We start from the raw sequence: 16,048 nt of genomic DNA, 5'->3' as shown, positions 1-16,048 counted from the left end.
TTCCGGAGCCGGGATATCTTTAACAGTCCCCGTCGAACCGATTGTGTGAGCCAATGGCACATGTAACGAACAGGGAGTTGGTCCTCCCCGGATACCGAGTCTCCACTGGTACCATCCGCGACCAGTGGGGTGGCGGAGCGAGTGGCGTACAGCACAAGACCGTGCAGGCGAAAGACGACGATTCGACGACGCTGGCGACGCGGGCGGGACGCGCCGCGCTCGACGGACGGACGGACGTGGACGGCGTCTTCTTCGCCACGACGACACCGGCCTACGAGTACGGGTCGGTGACGCCGTTTCTCGCGGAGTCACTGGGCCTCGACGACGACACGCACGTCCAGACGTTCGGCGAGTCGGCCCGGGCCGGCACCGCCGCGCTCCGGGCGGCCGGAAACGCCGTCGACGGCGACAGCGACGCGGTCCTCGTCGTCGCCGCGGAAGCACCGTCCCCCGCACCGCGAAGCGACTGGGAGAAAGTCGCTGGAGCGGGGGCCAGCGCCGCCGTGGTCGAGAGCGACGGGGACGGCCTCGAACGAGTGGCCGCAGGTACCTGTGCGCGCCCGCTGCTCGACGAGTGGCAGGCCCCGGGTAGCGACACACTGTCGACCGCCGACGACCGGTTCGCACGGAACGTCGGGTACGTCGAGACGACCCAGCGGGCTATCGAGCGAGCGCTCAACGCCGCCGACTGGTCGGCCGAGTCGCTCGACGCGCTCGTGGCGACCCACCCGAACGGCAAGTTCGCCGGTCGGCTGGCCGGTGCCGTCGGCGTCGGCGACGACGTACTGGCGACGCCTGCGTTCGGTCGCGAGTACGGCGACCTCCGTGCGGCGAGCGCGCTGGGGTCGCTGGCACTGGCCGACCTCACCGCAGGGGACCGTCTCGTGGTTGCGGGCTACGGCGTCGGGACGGCCGACGCGCTGGCCTACGAGGTGTCCGAACCGCCCGCGGCGGCGTCAGTCGCCGACGAACCGACCGAACTCGACTACGTCGACTACCTTACCCACGTCGATCAACTGGAGTGAGAACTGATGCACACCACTATGCGGGAGTTCCGCGACCGGGCAGCGAAGTTCGGCCTCGACCGGGCCGAGTGTACCGACTGCGGTCGGATGAACGATCCGACGGCCGAACTGTGTTACCACTGCGGCGGAGACGCCTTCGAGGACGTGACCCTCTCGCCGCGGGGCGAGGTGCAGACCTACGTCGTCCAGCACGCCCTCCCGGAGACGTTCGACACACCGCTCCCCATCGCCATCGTCGAGACGCCGGAGGGCGGGAAAGTCCTCGGGATGTTCACGGAGATCGACGAGCCCCATTCGGTGGCGATCGGTGACGCCGTGACCATCGAACTGAAACGGTTCGACCGGCAGGACGGACAGGTCCTCTACGAACCGAAGTTCCGACTCGACGGAGGTGCGTCGGCGTGAGCCGCGATGTCGCCGTCGTCGGAGCGGGGATGATCCCCTTCGGCGAACGGTTCGAACTCGGCTACTACGACATGATCGGCCGGGCCTACAGGGAGGCCACGTCCCACGTCGACCACGGCATCGACGACGCCGACGTCGACGCCGCCTGGCTCGGGACCGCCTACGGGACCCTCTCGAACGACGCCGAGATCGTCTCGGGGGCGCGCCTGAGCGAGGCGACGGGGCTGCAGGGAATCCCGATCACACGCGTCGAGAACGCCTGTGCGACGGGCAGCGACGCGGTGCGCAACGCCGCTGCCGCGGTCCAGGCCGGCCAGGCCGACGTTGCCGTCGTCGTCGGGGCCGAGAAGATGCGTGACAAGCCCACCGACGAGTTCATGAAGACAGTGACGAACCGGCCGACGACTCGCGGGATGACCGCGCCGGCCTTCTTCGCCATGTACGCCCAGCGGCACATGCAGGAGTACGGCACCACCCGCGAACAGATGGCCGAGGTGGCCGTCAAGAACCACGCGAACGGGACCAAGTGCGAGTACTCACACTTCGACTTCGAGGTCGACGCCGAGTCCGTCCTCGACGCGCCGTACGTCTCTTACCCCTTCGGGCTGTACGACTGTTCCCCACAGACCGACGGGGCCGCCTGTCTCGTGCTGGCGAGCGAGGACGTGGCCGATTCCTACACCGACGACCCCGTCTGGGTCCGCGGGACCGGCAACAGCACGGTGCCCTACGACATGACCAAGCGGGACGACTACCTCGAAGCCCGGCCCACCATCGAGGCCGCGAGCCAGGCCTACGAGATGGCCGGCGTCGGCCCCGACGACGTCGACGTGGTCGAACAGCACGACTGTTTCACCTTCACGGAACTGCTAAACATGGAGGACCTGGGCTTCTGTGAGAAAGGCGAGGGCGGCGAGTTCGTCGCCAGCGGTGCGACCCGGCTGGACGGCGAACTCCCGGTCAACCCGTCGGGCGGCCTCAAGGCCAAGGGGCACCCCATCGGCGCGACCGGCGTCGCACAGATCTGCGAACTCGTCTGGCAACTCCGGGAGGAGGTCGGCGAGCGACAGGTCCCGGACGCGACGACCGGCCTCCAGCACAACCTCGCCGGGTCGCTCGCGGTCAGCAACGTCACCGTCGTCTCGACGGAACGGAACTGAGACGGTTGGACCCGGGACCGGCGTCCCGGGCCCTTGCGACGGTACCTACACTCAAGTGGTGGCGCGCCCTTGTCCGAGAGGAGATGTACGAAGACGTGCAGTACGAGGCGAGCGAGGGTATCGCGACCATCACCATCGACCGTCCGGACGTACTCAACGCGTTTCGCGAGCAGACGATCCTGGAGTTGAACGCCGCGATTCGGGACGCCCGCGAGGACGACGGCGTCTACGCCATCGTGCTCACCGGTGCCGGCGGGGCGTTCTGTGCCGGGGCCGACACCACCGAGATGCCCGCCTGGGACGAACAGGCCAAAGAGGATTACGCGGGCTACCTCTGGGGCGTCCAGAACGTCGTCCGCCAGCTCCGGGCGGCATCGAAACCCTCCATCGCGGCCGTCGCCGGCCCCGCCGTCGGCGCTGGCTGTGACTTCGGGCTGGCCTGTGACATGCGCGTGGTCGGCCCCGACGCCTTCTTCCGCGAGGGGTTCGTCCGCGTCGGCCTGATCCCCGGCGACGGCGGCGGGTGGCTGCTCCCCCGGCTGATCGGTGAGTCCGCCGCCAAACAGTACCTGCTCACCGGCCGCGACATCGAACCCGACGACGCCGTCGACCTCGGGCTGGCCGTCGAGGCGGCCGACGACCCGCTCGCGGCCGCCCACGACCTGGCCGAGGAGTTACTCGGCCTGCCCGCGACCGCAGTCCAGCGGACGAACGACCTGATCGACTCCGAACAGGGGTTCGAGGAGTACTGCGAGCGCGCCATCGAGTATCAGTGGGAGTGCGTCAACGACCCGGAACACCACGAGGCCGTGGCGGCGTTCAACGAGAAGCGCGACCCGGAGTACGACCGCGACTACAGCTAGAGGGTTCAGACCAGATCCGGGATGCCGTTTTTCTTCAGTTCGGCGGCGATCTGGTTCTTCTGGATCTCGTCGGTGCCCGCCGCCAGCCGCCGACCGCGGGCGCGTTTGTAGAGGTTCTCCAGCGGGTGGCCCTGCTGGTAGCCGTTCGCGCCGAACACCTGCAGCGACTCGCTGGTGACGTGCTCGACGGTCTCGGAGGCGAGCAGTTTCGCCAGCGACGCGTCCAGCCGGTCCGGAATGCGCCCCTGCTGTTCGGCGTTGACCGCCGCCCGGTAGGTCAGTGCCCGCGCGGACTCCAGCCGTTTCGCCATGTCGGCGAGTTTCCACTCGATGCCCTGGAACTCGCCGATGGCCTGGCCGAACTGCTCGCGCTGCTGTGCGTAGTCGATGGCCTTCGAGAGCGCGTTCCGGCTCCAGGCGTTCGCGACCGTCGCGCTGCCCAGTCGCTCCCAGTTGAGTGCCTTGAGCTGCTGTTTGAATCCCTCCTCGCCGCGAGTGACGACGTTCGCCTCTGGGACGACCACGTCGTCCATCCGGAAGTGGGTCTGTTCGTGTTCGGCCATGTTGGTGTAGTGCTGTTCGATCTCGACGCCGTCCCAGTCGAACTCGATCACGACCGAGCCGAGTCCCTCGGGGAACTTCGTCCACACCAGGGCGGCGCTAGCCGACTTGACGTGGCTGACCCAGATCTTCTCGCCGTTCAACACGAGATCGCCGTCGTCCTCGGTGATCTCGGTTCGCATCGAGCCCACGTCCGACCCGGATTCGGGTTCGGAGATCGCGATCACGACGGCGTCCTCGCCGGCCGTGACCGGCGGAAGGTACCGTTCCTTGGCCTCGTCGGTCCCGAACATCTCGATGGCCCGCGGGGCGACCATCTGCTGATTGTAGAGGAACTCGGCCGTGTCGGGACAGACTTTCCCGACTGCCTCGATGGTCAACATGGCTTCGAGTTCACCCATACCGCCGCCGCCGTACTCCTCGGCGATGTTGACCCCGAGGAAGCCACGGTCGGCGAGCAGTTCGACGTTCGGCCACGGTGCTTCGTGCCAGTCGAACGCGTCGTCCTCGAACTCCGATTCCGCGAGGTCGACGAGCGACGACACCAGCATCTCCTGTTCCGCGGAGAGCGAGAGCATACTCGGGATAACGAGTACGTGACCGTAAACCTTCCCCGGCCGGAAATCCACCGTCGTCGGGCCGTATCGCTACCGGACTTGCCGGGACGATCCGACCGCAGTCGGACGGTCGACGGGTGTGGACGGGGCGCGTCACTGCCGTGGTACGAACTTTTATTTCCGCACCGCGGGAGTCTGGGGTATGACGGTCAATCTGACCGACGAGGAGCGGGCCTTGCGTGACCGCACGCGCGAGTTCGGTACCGAACACATCCAACCCGTCGCGATGGAGTACGTCGAGTCCGGGGAGTGGCCCTGGGACATCTACGAGAAGGCGGCCGACGAGGGGCTCATCGGCCTTCCCTTCGAGGAGGAATACGGGGGGCAGGACGCCTCGCTGGTCGAGCAGTCGCTCGTCGCACAGGAGTTCTGCCGGGCGGACTCCTCGGTCGGGATCGCCCTCCACGGGTCGATGACGGGCTGTCACGCGATGTCCTCGCTTGGCACCCACGAGCAGAAGGAACGCTGGCTCGAACCGGTCACCCGCGGCCAGATGACGACCGCCATCGGCCTGACCGAACCCGACTCCGGGTCGGCCCTGGCCGAGACGACGACGACCGCCGAGAAGGACGGCGACGAGTACGTCATCGACGGGGAGAAAGACTGGATCGCGAACGGCGTCAGCGGCGACTGGGTGGCGACGCTCTGTCGCACCGACCCCGATCCCGAGAAACCCCACCGCGGACTGAGCCTCATCGTCGTCCCCACGGACGCCGACGGGTACGAGGCCGAGGAACGGGAGAAGCTCGGGCTGGACGCCGCCGAACACGCCCGGATGACCTACGACAACGTGCGCGTGCCCCAGGAGAACCTGCTCGGCGAGGAAGAAGGAAAGGGGTTCTACCAGGCGCTGGACTGGCTCGAACACGGCCGGGTGGACATCGCCGCCGCCCACCTCGGGATGGCCGAGGGGGCCTTCGACCGCGCGCTCGCCCGGGCCAAGGACCGCGAACAGGGCGGCCAGCGTATCGGCGACTACCAGGGGATGCGCTGGAAACTGGCGGACATGCGCAAACAGATCGAAGTGGCCAACTCACAGGTGTATCGCGCCGCCAGGGCCATCGACGAGGCCGAATCCGGTGGCGAGGTCGAGGAGAGCCTGATAGAGCAGGCCAGTATCGCCAAGCTGTACGCCACCGAGATCGCCTGCGAGGTGGCCGAGGAAGCGGTCCAGATCTTCGGCGGTGCCGGCTACGGGACCGACGAGGAAATCGAGCACTTCTATCGTGACGTAAAAGCCGGCACGATCTACGAGGGGACCAGCGAGATCCAGCGCAACACTATCGGGAAGGTGCTCTTCGATGAGCTCTGAGATGGACTTCGGCGTCATGCTGTCGACGTTCGGCGACCACGCCTCGCCCGAGGCGTTCCGTCGCGTCGCCACGGCCGCCGAGGACGCCGGGTTCGACTCGGTCTGGGCCGGTGACCACGTCTCGTTCCCGGCCGAGATTCCCGACGAGTACCCCTTCTCGCCGAGCGGCGAGTCCCCGTTCCACGTCTCGCAGGACACCTACGACGTGTTCGGCGTCCTCTCACACCTGGCGGCAGTCACCGAGACGGTCGATCTGGGGACCAACACTTGCATCGTCCCCTACCGGCACCCGGTGGTGCTGGCGCGGAACGCCCTCACTGTCGAGGCGCTCTCGGACGGTCGGTTCGACTTCGGCGTCGCCCCCGGCTGGATGCGCACCGAGTTCGAGGTCCTCGACGTACCCTTCGAGGAACGAGGGAGCCGGACCGACGAGTTCCTCGACATGTTCACGCGGGCCTGCGAGGCGGGCGAGATCGACTTCGACGGCCCGCACCACTCCTTCCAGGAGACCGGCTTCCACCCGACGCCCGACGACGACGGGCCGACGATCTGGCTGGGCGGGAAGTCCGGTGCGGCGTTCCGGCGGGCCGCACAGTTCGGCGACGGCTGGACGATCTTCTGGGACCGGCCCGACGACATCGCGGCGGGCCGGGAGCGACTCATGAACGCCTGGACCGACTTCGAGCGCGAGGGCGACCCCGAAGTGGCCGTCATCCGAGCTACCGAGGTCGGCGAGGACACCGACCGGGACCCGTCGAAGCCGCTGGTCGGTGAACCCGCCGAGATCGCCGCGGATATCGAAGCCTACGCCGACGCCGGGACGACCCGCGTCGTGATCGACTTCTACACGACCGATATCGACGAACAGATCGAACAGGTCGAGCGGTTCGCCGACGGCGTCATCGACGCTGTGTGACCGCCGGGTCGGGCGAGTAGCGGTCCTCGACCCCCCATTCGCACGACAGGTCCAGTGTCGAAACCGACCGAATGAGCGGAAAATGGTCGGTAGGAGGTCTCTCGCGGCCCCGGTTGCGCTGGTACATAATTTTAAATCATCGATATCCGAATGGGTGTCCATGTCATCTCACAGACGGAGAGACGTCCTGAAAGCTGGCGGTGCTGTCGGTGTCGGTGCAATGACCGCGCTCGCCGGGTGTAGCGACCAGGGAGGAAGCGGCGGTTCCGGGACAGTGACCTTCGGGCACCTCGCTCCCCTGTCGGGGCCGTTCGCGACGATCGGCAAACCATCGAAGAAGGGGGCGGACCTCGCGGCCAAGCAGATCAACAACGGTGACGGCGACCTCTCCGTGGAGGTGACCCACGCAGACACGCAGGGTTCGCCGGAGACGGGCGTGACCAAGGCCCGGGAACTGGTCCAGCAGGACGACGTCGACGTCCTCATCGGGTTCGGGAGCAGTTCCGTGGCCAAGGCCGTCTCCGAGTTCGCCAACACGCAGAACAGGCTCTGTGTGGCCACCATCGCACAGACGCCGGACATCACCACGAAAAACTGCAATCGCGTGACGTTCCGGACGGCCTCGAACCTCGACCAGCTCACGAACGCGCTCGCCCGGACGACGAACGAACTGTCCGACGGGACCCGCGTGGCCGGCATCCTCCCGGACTACACGTTCGGGAAACAGACCTGGAACGTCTACAAACAGCAGATGAAATCCAGCGGCGCGACGGTCGTCAACGAGACGTTCCCGTCGTTCGGGCAGGGAGACTATCAAAACGAAATACAGGAGACGCTCAACGCGAATCCGGACATCGTCTACACGTCGATGTGGGCCGGTGACCTCATCACGTTCATCAAGCAGGCCTCCGGGTTCGACTTCTTCGAGCAGGTTCCGGACTTCGTGGCCGGCAGCGGGGCGATCACGGACGTCTCCCGGAGCCTCGGTTCGAGCATGAAGGAGATGATCGCCGTGGACCGGTACTTCTTCCAGTACCCGGACACCCAGAACAACCAGCAGTTCGTCGACTCGTGGCGCAGCGAGTACAGCGAGATTCCGGTCAACGTCGGCCAGGAGACCTACGCCGGCGTCAACGGCGTCGTTCAAGCCGCAGCAAAGAGCGGCGGGACCAGCACGGACGACCTGATCAGCGGCCTGGAAGGCCTGGAGTGGCAGGCACCCGAGGGGACCAAGACGATGCGCGCCGCGGATCACCAGGCCATCGACGACAGCATCTGGACGGGCGCCGTCGGCCCGGTCGAGGACCTGGACTTCTACGGCTTCACCGAGATGCTGCCCGTCGACGGCGCGAGCGTGACGCCCGAACCGAACTGTAGCCTCTGAGGCGTCGGTTCCGACGACTATCCAACTTATTTCAACATGACTCCAGTACCATGGTAGCACTCGACAGCATCGGGTTAGCGATCGTCAGTGGCATCGCGAACGGGATGTTGCTGTTCCTGGCAGCGGTCGGGCTGACGCTCATCTTCGGCGTCCTCGACGTGCTGAACTTCGCGCACGGGTCGCTGTACATGCTTGGCGCGTACTTCACGTATTTCCTGGTCAGCGACGGCGGGCTGCTCGCCAGTCTCCCCGGGAGTTTCTGGTTGGCGGTCGTGATCGCACCCCTCCTCGTGGCGCTCGTCGGCGTCGTGATGGAGCGGTTCATCATCCGCCCGGTGTACGACCAGGATCACGAGTTTCAGCTCCTGTTGACCTTCGGCCTCGTCCTCATCATCGACAACGGCGCGCGTATTCTCTGGGGGACCGACTTCCGGTCGGTGAGTCCCCCGGGGCTGCTCGACTTCCAGATCAGCCTGTTCGGGAGCGGCTACCCGTTCTACAACGTCTTCCTGATCGTCACGGGTGGGGTGGCCGCACTGACGATGTGGCTCTTGTTCGAGCGCACGCGCGTAGGCAAGATCGTCCGTGCGTCGTCACAGGATCGGGGCATCGCCAACGCCTTGGGCGTGAACGTTCCGCTGGTGTTCACCGGAACGTTCCTGCTCGGGAGTTTGCTGGCGGGCCTCGGTGGGGCGCTGGCCGCACCGTACCAGTCGATCCAGCCGACGATGGGTGAGAGCATCATCATCGAGTCGTTCATCATCGTCGTCATCGGCGGGCTCGGCTCCTTCGGCGGTGCGTTCGTCGGCGCACTGCTCATCGGCGTGGTCAACTCCCTGGCGTTCCTGTACCTGCCGTCGTTACAGCCGGTGATCCCGTTCGTGCTGGTCGCAGCGGTCCTGCTGACTCGACCGGCCGGCCTGTTCGGGAAGGAGGTGGCAGCATGAGCGTCGCCGACCGCGTCACCGAGTCGCGAACGACCCTGCTCGCGCTGGGACTGTTCCTCGCAATGCTCGCGCTGCCGGTCACCGGGCTGCTCTCGACGTTCCACCTGGGTCTGGTCATCTCGGCGATGGTGCTGGCCCTGTTCGCGCTGAGCTTCAACCTGCTGTTCGGGTACACGGGGCTGCTCTCGTTCGGCCACGCCGCGTACTTCGGGACCGGCGCGTACACGCTGGCGCTGGCGCTCGACGGCAAGCTCGGGTTCCTCCCGGGGGTCTTCGAGACGTTCGTCCCGGCGCTGTTGCTCAGCGTCGGCGTCGCCGGACTCGTCGCTCTCGTGTTCGGGTACCTGTGTGTCCAGCGGGGCGATATCTACTTCGCCATCCTCACACTGGCACTCAGCATGATGCTGTACGAGACCATGTACACGTGGAACGACTTCACCGGCGGGTCCGACGGCATCACCGTCCTCGTCGAACCCATCGAACTCGGCGGGCTGACCGTCAACCTGATCGACACTGGGACGTTCTACTACCTGGCCCTGCTGGTACTCGCAGCGTCGGGGCTGGTGCTCTGGCGACTCGTCAACTCCCCGTACGGCGAACTGCTGCTCTCGATCCGCGAGAATCCCGAACGGGCGAAGATGGTCGGCATCCCGGTCAAACGCTACCAGTTGTCCGCGTTCGTCATCGCGGGGCTGTTCGCGGGACTCGCCGGCACGCTGTTCGCCGTCCGGACGTTCATCGTGACTCCGCACACCCTCCACTGGTCGATGAGTGCCGAACCCGTGATGATGACGTTGCTGGGCGGGCCGAGTGCCTTCTTCGGCCCGATCATCGGCGCAGTGGTGTTCGTCGGTCTCGAACAGGTGCTGTCCAACGTGACCGAGTACTGGCAGTTCGGGCTCGGTCTCATCATCGTTCCCGTCGTCCTGTTTTTCCCCGACGGGATCGCAGGACTGGTCCGGGGCGACGACTCCGCACTGGCCGACGCCAGGGCGTACCTCGACGACATTCGCGGCGGCGACGAGCCAGGAATCGAGGAGAACCACCATGAGTGAGCCAGTACTGGAACTCGACGGCCTGACGAAGCGCTTCGGAGAACTGACCGCGGTCGACGACGTGACGAGATCGGTAGACGCGGACGATCTGACCGCACTCATCGGCCCGAACGGGGCCGGAAAGACCACCATGTACAACCTCATGACCGGTACGCTGTCGCCGACCAGCGGCGCGGTTCGGTTCATGGGTGAAGACGTGACCGACCTCGACCCCCACGAGCGCGTCCATCGCGGTCTCGGTCGCTCCTACCAGGTGACGAACGTCTTCGAGGGGTTGAGCGTCCGACGGAACATCCGCGCCCCAATCATCGCGCGGTCGAAACACCGCTGGAACCTGCTCGGGTCGACGACCGAACCGATCGAGGCGGAAACGGATCGCGTACTCGATCTCGTCGGGCTGGGCGACATCGAGGACACCGAGTGTTCGGCGCTATCCTACGGGGACAAGCGCCGGGTCGAGATCGGCGTCGCGCTGGCGACGGACCCGAACCTCGTTCTCCTCGACGAGCCGACCGCGGGCATGAACCCGACGGAGACGGAGAAGATGGTCGAACTCATCGAGGATCTGGACGCGGAGACCGACCAGTCGTTTTTCATGACTGAACACGACATCGACATCATCTTCTCGGTCGCCTCGCGTATCCTGGTGCTCGACCGGGGCGCGGTCATCGCCGACGGCACACCGGCGGAGATCAGAGAGAACGAGCGCGTCCAGAACGCGTACCTCGGAGGTGAAGCATGAGCATCCTCACAGTCGACGACATTCACACGTACTACGGACAGAGCCACGTCCTGCACGGCGTTTCGCTCGATATCGACGAGGGCGAGAGCGTCGCCTTGCTGGGCCGCAACGGGGCCGGGAAGACGACCACGCTCCGCAGTATCCTCGGCATGACACCGCCGCGATCCGGCGAGATCACGTTCAAGGGCGAGCGCGTGGACGGGAAGGAACCGTACCAGATCGCCCGTCGTGGCATCGGACTGGTGCCCGAAGAACGGCGCGTGTTTCCCGAGCTGAGTGTCGCGGACAACATCGAGGTCGTCATGGACGACGGTGGCGAGTGGACGCGTGAACGGGTCTACGACGTCTTCCCGGCGCTCCGGGAGCATCAGCATCAGCTCGGGGGACAGCTCAGCGGCGGCCAACAGCAGATGCTCACCATCGCCCGTGCGCTGGTGACCGACCCCGACCTGCTCTTGCTCGACGAGCCGAGCGAGGGCCTGGCTCCGAACATCGTCGCCGACCTGAAGTCGCTGCTATCGGACGTGCTCGACACCGGCATCACCGTTCTCCTGACCGAACAGAACACCGAGTTCGCGTTCGATCTGGCCGAACGTGCCTACATCCTCAGCAAGGGCGACGTGGCCTGGCGCGGCGACATCGAAACGCTCCGGGAGAGCGAAGACGTGATCGGGAAGTACCTCTCGGTCGGTGCCGTCGAAGTCGACTAGGCGGCGTTACTCGCCGCCCGCCTGGATGCCGTGCTGTAACGGTTCGGGGACAAGTTCGCTTTTCAGCACCTTTCCACCCGGATTCTTGGGCAGTTCGTCGAGTATCCGGATCACCTCGGGTACCTTGTAGTCCGCGAGGCGCTCGCGTGCGTGATCGCGGAGTTCGTCCTCCGTGAGCCGTTCGCCGGGCTTCGGGACGGCCCCGGCGAGGACGCGTTCGCCGAGTATCGCGTCGGGGAACCCGGTGACGGACACTTCGAGGACTTTGCGGTGGCTGGTCAGCGCCTCCTCGACGTCGAGGACGTAGATGTTCTCGCCGCCGCGGACGATCTTGTCCCGACTCCGCCCCTTGAGCGACACGAAGCCGTCCTCGTCGATGGTCGCCAGATCGCCCGTGTAATGCCAGCCGTCCGCGAAGGCTTCGGCGGTCGCCTCGGGTCTGTTCCGGTACTCGTCGACGACGATCGGGCCCCTGATCGCCAGTTCCCCGACCTCGCCGGGACCGAGCGGGTCGCGGTCGTCGTCCACGACGGCGAGTTCGATGGGCGGTGCCGGGAGCCCGATGGTCTCGGCGTAATCGTCGGTGTAGTCGTCCGGGCACATCGTCACCAGCCCCGCGGTCGTCTCCGTCGTCCCGTACGCGTCGCTGAGCGCGGCCTCCGGGAACACCTCGCGGAGTCGGCGGACGTTCTCCTCGGGCATCGGTGCGCCGCCGTAGGCCGCGGTTTCCAGCGAGGAGAGGTCGTACTGCTCGGGGTCGCCCTGCTCCATCGCGAGGACGTACGTCGTCGGCACCGTGAGCGTGAACGCGATCCCGTGTGTCTCGACGGCCGAGAGGAACTCGTTCGGCCCGGTGCCGTCGTAGACGACGGTCGTCCCGGCGTTGGCGAGGGCGTGCAGGACGTTCGAGACGAGCCCCGCACCGTGGAACAGCGGCACGTTGACCAGCACTCGAAGCCCCTCGTCGGTGTCGAAGGATCGCCGGTAGTTGATCGCGCCGTTGACGAGGTTGAACGCCGAGATGACACAGCCCTTCGGCCGGCCGGTCGTCCCGGAGGTGTAGAGGATGGTCGCGGGGTCGTGTTCCCCGCGGTCGGCGGTCGGCGGGGTCACGTCGGACTCGAAAAGCCCCTCGTAGGAACGACCCTCGCTCCCGTCGCCGACCACGTAGTACGATTCCGGATCGAGGTCGTAGCCCGCGTCGGCGACGACGCCCGTCAGGTCCGGTTCGGTGACCAGCACGCTCGGATCGGCGTCCTCGAGCAACGGTGACAGCTCCCGGCCGGAGACGCGCGTGTTGATCGGTGCGGCCACGGCACCGAGTCGGATGCAGGCGAAGTACGTCTCGACGAAGGCGGGGCGGTTCGTGAGCAGCATGCTCACGATGTCACCCGATGCCACGCCGGCAGCGGCCAGCCCTGCGGCCAGCCTCTCGACCCGGTCGGCTAGCTCGGCGTAGGTGTCCGTTCGGTCGTACTCGGGGTAGACGAACGCGTCGGTGTCGGGCGCGCGGTCGACCGCCGCGTCGAACAGCGCCGTCACGCTCTCCGGTCGGTCGGGGTAGGCGAGACAGCCGTCGTGGTCGGTCCGTTCGAGGTCGAAGGCGTCCGGGTCGTGGTGGACGATTCCGTCGGTCCGGGTGATCGTGTCGGTGTCGTAGCCCTGTTTCATGGGTTGCAGTGGTGTGTCGCCTTCATCGTCAGTTCAGTTCGGGCGGCAGCGCGTCGAGCGTCGCCTCGAACATCTCGTCGGTCGCGCCCTGCGGGAACGAGATGAGCGCCGTGTCGACGACGCCGTCGAGCAACTCGGTGACACGTTCCCGGGCGTGTTCGGGCGTGCCGGCGATGCCCAGGGCGTCCTGGAGGTCGGTCGAGACCGCTCGGGCCGCGCCGGCCTTGTCGCCGTCCTCCCAGGCCGCCTGGATCGCCTCTGCTTCCTCGGGGAAGCCGTGGTCGGCGACCACGCCGTTGTAGAAGTCCGTCGAGCCGACGTAGTAGGCGACGTGTCGCGAGAGGACCTCGCGGGCCTCCTCGGGGTCGTCGCTGACCGCCGTCGGGATCGACGGCGAGACGTGGAGGTCGCGGTCCCGATTGGCCCGCTCGCGCGCCGCCTCGATGGCGTCCTCGATGGCCGGCAGTGGCATCAGGTGCGGGAGCAGGCCGTCGGCGAAGTCGATGGACATCGCGATGTTGGTCGTCCCGAGCGCCGCGTTGAGGACCGGGACCGCCTGGCCGTCGGCGTGGTTGAGCGCGAATCCGCCGAGGTCGAATATTTCGCCGTCGTAGTCGATCCGGTCGCCGGACAGCGCGAGGTCGAGTATCTCTATCGTCTCGCGGATGCGCCGGAGTGGGCGCTCGAACGACTGGCCGTGGTAGCCCTCGACGACCTGCGGCGTACTCGACCCGAGGCCGAGCAGGAAGCGGCCGTCGGTGGCCTCGTGGATCGTGAGCGCGTTCGCCGCGAGGGCCGCCGGGCTGCGTGCGAAGGCGTTGGCGATGCAGGTGCCCAGCGCGCAGTCGGTCCGTTCGGCGATCCGGGCCAGTAGGGAGAATGGGTTGTACCCCCATCCCTCGCCGACCCACACGGAGTCGAACCCGCTCGCGGCGGCGTCTTCGGCGTAGTCGACCAACCAGTCTCCCGACCGGTCGGCGTACTCCGGGAGTACGATACCTGTGCGCGGATAGTCGAACGTCGTGTCTGAACTCATGAATTGGTCTCCTCGACCGCCTCGCGGAGGTCCTGTCTCGATATCTTCCCGCTGTTGGTCTGTGGCAGCGACGACCGGATTTCGTACCGGCGCGGTCGCTTGAAGTCCTCGATGCTCGTCGACGTCTGGAAGTAGTCGTCGAGGTCGTCGGCCGACAGGTCGTCGGTCGCCGGGACGACGAAGGCGGTGACGACCTGTCCCCACTCGGGGTCGGGTGCGCCGATCACGGCCGCAGTGCTCACGTCCGGATGCTCGTGGAGGACGTTCTCGACCTCTGCGGGATAGATGTTCTCGCCCCCGCTGATGATCATGTTGTCCTTCCGGTCGACGAAGTAGAGGAAGCCGTCCTCGTCCCGACGGCCGAGGTCGCCGGTCCGGTACCACCCGTCGACGATGGCCGCCTCGGTCTTCTCGGGGGCTTTCCAGTACCCGGTCATGCAGGTCGGCGTCTCGACGAGTATCTCGCCTTCCGCCCCGCGTTCGACCGTGTTGTCGGGCATCGGGTCCTCCGGGTCGACGAGGCGGACCCTCGCTTTCGGGACCGCGTGCCCGATGCTCCCGAGGTGGTCGTCGTGGTACTCCGGATAGAGGAACGCCCCGAAGATAATCTCGGTCGTGCCGTAGGCGTTGACGAAGTCCACGTCCGGGAACTGCTCGCGACAGCGCGTGACCACTTCCTCGGGCATCGCCGACCCCGAGTACTGGATCATCCGGACGCCTTCCGTGTCCCGTTCCGCGATGGTGCCCTCGTCGAGTATCTCGTTGAAGTGTGTCGGGACGCCCCACAGGGCGGTCACGCCCTCGTTCTCGATGTAGTCGAGCGTCACCGTCGGGTCGAAGTCCCGCTGGATCAGGTTCGTCGCGCCGACCTGTAGTGCCGGCATGAAGTTCGCCAGCAGTGGGCCGACGTGGTACAGCGGCCCCAGCGCGACGCTCGTATCACCCGGTCTGAGGCGGTTGTACGGGACCGACATCAGATTCGCCTCGACGACGTTGCGGTGGGTGTGAGAGACGCCTTTCGGATCGCCGGTCGTGCCCGAGGTGTACAACAGCATCGCGGGGTCGTCCTCGGCGACGCTGATCCCCGGTGGCCGATCGGAGCCGTCGGTGACGGACTCGTACGGGATTCCGCCGGGAAGGTCGACGTCACCCACGCCGATCCGGATGTCCGGGAGCGACTCGGTGTCCAGTTCCCGGGCGGTGTCGATACAGGCCTCGTCGACGGCGATGCCGTCGGCCTCGGAGTGATCGAGGACGTAGGAGAGGCGACCCGGCGGCGCGCGGTAGCTGACCGGCGTGACGACGAGTCCGATCTCGAGGCCACCGAAGAGCAACACCAGTAGTTCGACGGAGTCTTTCACCATCACCGAGACGTGGTCGCCCGGGTCGAACCCGGCGTCCAACAGCCCGTTGGCCGTCCGTGTGACGCGCTCGTCCCACTCTCGGAACGTCAGTACTTCGTCGGCTGCCGGGTCGACGAGCCCGACCTGCTCGGGCCGACTTGCGGCAGCCTGTGAGAGGAGGTCCCTCACAGTCGGATGCGACATACGACCCGACTTCTATCTCTCACCTAATAGTCCTTGTCGCTGCGGTATGGACAGGTATTATGGTACTTGCACCGCTGGTACGGACGAGGCTCGACAG

The 16,048-nt window shown here is 66.5% G+C and carries 15 protein-coding genes; 11 read left to right on the top strand and 4 right to left on the bottom strand.

The window, feature by feature from the left end; genetic code table 11:
* Positions 1 to 53 precede the first annotated feature (53 nt).
* From ACOZ4N_RS05305 to ACOZ4N_RS05290, 4 genes are all read left to right on the top strand, one after another.
* The gene (locus ACOZ4N_RS05305) at positions 54 to 1,025 is read left to right on the top strand and encodes a hypothetical protein (RefSeq protein WP_424018892.1); all 972 of its coding nucleotides are present in this window, start codon (positions 54 to 56) and stop codon (positions 1,023 to 1,025) included.
* Between the two features lie 6 nt (positions 1,026 to 1,031).
* Positions 1,032 to 1,430, top strand: coding sequence for a Zn-ribbon domain-containing OB-fold protein (locus ACOZ4N_RS05300; protein ID WP_424018891.1), 399 nt, complete (start codon positions 1,032 to 1,034; stop codon positions 1,428 to 1,430).
* A complete protein-coding gene (locus ACOZ4N_RS05295; RefSeq protein WP_424018890.1) occupies positions 1,427 to 2,590 on the top strand; it encodes a thiolase family protein in 1,164 nt (387 codons plus the stop codon). The genes ACOZ4N_RS05300 and ACOZ4N_RS05295 overlap by 4 nt, the downstream gene beginning before the upstream one ends.
* 83 nt (positions 2,591 to 2,673) lie before the next feature.
* Positions 2,674 to 3,453: an enoyl-CoA hydratase/isomerase family protein gene (locus tag ACOZ4N_RS05290; protein ID WP_424018889.1), complete on the top strand. Its 780-nt coding sequence runs from the start codon at positions 2,674 to 2,676 to the stop codon at positions 3,451 to 3,453.
* Positions 3,454 to 3,458: 5 nt separating this feature from the next.
* On the opposite strand, the gene ACOZ4N_RS05285 is transcribed toward ACOZ4N_RS05290, so the two are convergent.
* On the bottom strand, positions 3,459 to 4,592 hold the full coding sequence (locus ACOZ4N_RS05285; RefSeq protein ID WP_424018888.1) for an acyl-CoA dehydrogenase family protein: 1,134 nt from the start codon (positions 4,590 to 4,592) through the stop codon (positions 3,459 to 3,461).
* A 181-nt stretch (positions 4,593 to 4,773) separates the two neighbouring features.
* On the opposite strand from ACOZ4N_RS05285, the gene ACOZ4N_RS05280 reads away from it, so the two are divergent.
* The 7 genes from ACOZ4N_RS05280 to ACOZ4N_RS05250 all read left to right on the top strand — a co-directional run bounded on the left by ACOZ4N_RS05280 (position 4,774) and on the right by ACOZ4N_RS05250 (position 11,697).
* Positions 4,774 to 5,943 carry an acyl-CoA dehydrogenase family protein gene (locus ACOZ4N_RS05280; protein WP_424018887.1) on the top strand — a complete coding sequence of 390 codons (1,170 nt, stop codon included), beginning with the start codon at positions 4,774 to 4,776 and terminating at the stop codon, positions 5,941 to 5,943.
* Positions 5,933 to 6,859, top strand: a complete 927-nt coding sequence (locus tag ACOZ4N_RS05275; protein WP_424018886.1) for a TIGR03619 family F420-dependent LLM class oxidoreductase — start codon at positions 5,933 to 5,935, stop codon at positions 6,857 to 6,859. Before ACOZ4N_RS05280 ends, ACOZ4N_RS05275 begins: the two co-directional genes overlap by 11 nt.
* A gap of 220 nt (positions 6,860 to 7,079) precedes the next feature.
* Complete coding sequence (locus tag ACOZ4N_RS05270; RefSeq protein WP_424018885.1) at positions 7,080 to 8,243, top strand: ABC transporter substrate-binding protein; 1,164 nt, start codon at positions 7,080 to 7,082, stop codon at positions 8,241 to 8,243.
* Between the two features lie 50 nt (positions 8,244 to 8,293).
* The gene (locus tag ACOZ4N_RS05265; protein WP_424018884.1) at positions 8,294 to 9,190 is read left to right on the top strand and encodes a branched-chain amino acid ABC transporter permease; all 897 of its coding nucleotides are present in this window, start codon (positions 8,294 to 8,296) and stop codon (positions 9,188 to 9,190) included.
* Positions 9,187 to 10,245 carry a branched-chain amino acid ABC transporter permease gene (locus ACOZ4N_RS05260; protein ID WP_424018883.1) on the top strand — a complete coding sequence of 353 codons (1,059 nt, stop codon included), beginning with the start codon at positions 9,187 to 9,189 and terminating at the stop codon, positions 10,243 to 10,245. The genes ACOZ4N_RS05265 and ACOZ4N_RS05260 overlap by 4 nt, the downstream gene beginning before the upstream one ends.
* The gene (locus tag ACOZ4N_RS05255; protein ID WP_424018882.1) at positions 10,238 to 10,987 is read left to right on the top strand and encodes an ABC transporter ATP-binding protein; all 750 of its coding nucleotides are present in this window, start codon (positions 10,238 to 10,240) and stop codon (positions 10,985 to 10,987) included. Before ACOZ4N_RS05260 ends, ACOZ4N_RS05255 begins: the two co-directional genes overlap by 8 nt.
* Positions 10,984 to 11,697 carry an ABC transporter ATP-binding protein gene (locus ACOZ4N_RS05250; protein ID WP_424018881.1) on the top strand — a complete coding sequence of 238 codons (714 nt, stop codon included), beginning with the start codon at positions 10,984 to 10,986 and terminating at the stop codon, positions 11,695 to 11,697. The genes ACOZ4N_RS05255 and ACOZ4N_RS05250 overlap by 4 nt, the downstream gene beginning before the upstream one ends.
* 6 nt (positions 11,698 to 11,703) lie before the next feature.
* On the opposite strand, the gene ACOZ4N_RS05245 is transcribed toward ACOZ4N_RS05250, so the two are convergent.
* The 3 genes from ACOZ4N_RS05245 to ACOZ4N_RS05235 are packed head-to-tail and all read right to left on the bottom strand — an operon-like array spanning position 11,704 to position 15,951.
* Positions 11,704 to 13,368, bottom strand: a complete 1,665-nt coding sequence (locus ACOZ4N_RS05245; RefSeq protein ID WP_424018880.1) for a class I adenylate-forming enzyme family protein — start codon at positions 13,366 to 13,368, stop codon at positions 11,704 to 11,706.
* A 28-nt stretch (positions 13,369 to 13,396) separates the two neighbouring features.
* Positions 13,397 to 14,404, bottom strand: coding sequence for an LLM class flavin-dependent oxidoreductase (locus ACOZ4N_RS05240; protein ID WP_424018879.1), 1,008 nt, complete (start codon positions 14,402 to 14,404; stop codon positions 13,397 to 13,399).
* Positions 14,401 to 15,951, bottom strand: a complete 1,551-nt coding sequence (locus ACOZ4N_RS05235) for a class I adenylate-forming enzyme family protein (protein ID WP_424018878.1) — start codon at positions 15,949 to 15,951, stop codon at positions 14,401 to 14,403. Before ACOZ4N_RS05235 ends, ACOZ4N_RS05240 begins: the two co-directional genes overlap by 4 nt.
* Positions 15,952 to 16,048: the final 97 nt, after the last annotated feature.

This window comes from Halorientalis pallida, from assembly GCF_049605515.1.
GTDB lineage: Archaea > Halobacteriota > Halobacteria > Halobacteriales > Haloarculaceae > Halorientalis > Halorientalis pallida_A.
Note: the sequence above shows the minus strand (reverse complement) of the source record. Positions and strands in the feature narration are given on the sequence as shown.

What these genes read in the sequence shown, in the direction of transcription:
- ACOZ4N_RS05305 (WP_424018892.1), top strand. Translation starts at nt 54, where the DNA reads ATGGCACATGTAACGAACAGGGAGTTGGTCCTCCCCGGATACCGAGTC.
- ACOZ4N_RS05300 (WP_424018891.1), top strand. Translation starts at nt 1,032, where the DNA reads ATGCACACCACTATGCGGGAGTTCCGCGACCGGGCAGCGAAGTTCGGC.
- ACOZ4N_RS05290 (WP_424018889.1), top strand. Translation starts at nt 2,674, where the DNA reads ATGTACGAAGACGTGCAGTACGAGGCGAGCGAGGGTATCGCGACCATC.
- ACOZ4N_RS05285 (WP_424018888.1), bottom strand. Translation starts at nt 4,592, where the DNA reads ATGCTCTCGCTCTCCGCGGAACAGGAGATGCTGGTGTCGTCGCTCGTC.
- ACOZ4N_RS05280 (WP_424018887.1), top strand. Translation starts at nt 4,774, where the DNA reads ATGACGGTCAATCTGACCGACGAGGAGCGGGCCTTGCGTGACCGCACG.
- ACOZ4N_RS05275 (WP_424018886.1), top strand. Translation starts at nt 5,933, where the DNA reads ATGAGCTCTGAGATGGACTTCGGCGTCATGCTGTCGACGTTCGGCGAC.
- ACOZ4N_RS05270 (WP_424018885.1), top strand. Translation starts at nt 7,080, where the DNA reads ATGACCGCGCTCGCCGGGTGTAGCGACCAGGGAGGAAGCGGCGGTTCC.
- ACOZ4N_RS05265 (WP_424018884.1), top strand. Translation starts at nt 8,294, where the DNA reads ATGGTAGCACTCGACAGCATCGGGTTAGCGATCGTCAGTGGCATCGCG.
- ACOZ4N_RS05260 (WP_424018883.1), top strand. Translation starts at nt 9,187, where the DNA reads ATGAGCGTCGCCGACCGCGTCACCGAGTCGCGAACGACCCTGCTCGCG.
- ACOZ4N_RS05255 (WP_424018882.1), top strand. Translation starts at nt 10,238, where the DNA reads ATGAGTGAGCCAGTACTGGAACTCGACGGCCTGACGAAGCGCTTCGGA.
- ACOZ4N_RS05250 (WP_424018881.1), top strand. Translation starts at nt 10,984, where the DNA reads ATGAGCATCCTCACAGTCGACGACATTCACACGTACTACGGACAGAGC.
- ACOZ4N_RS05245 (WP_424018880.1), bottom strand. Translation starts at nt 13,368, where the DNA reads ATGAAACAGGGCTACGACACCGACACGATCACCCGGACCGACGGAATC.
- ACOZ4N_RS05240 (WP_424018879.1), bottom strand. Translation starts at nt 14,404, where the DNA reads ATGAGTTCAGACACGACGTTCGACTATCCGCGCACAGGTATCGTACTC.
- ACOZ4N_RS05235 (WP_424018878.1), bottom strand. Translation starts at nt 15,951, where the DNA reads ATGTCGCATCCGACTGTGAGGGACCTCCTCTCACAGGCTGCCGCAAGT.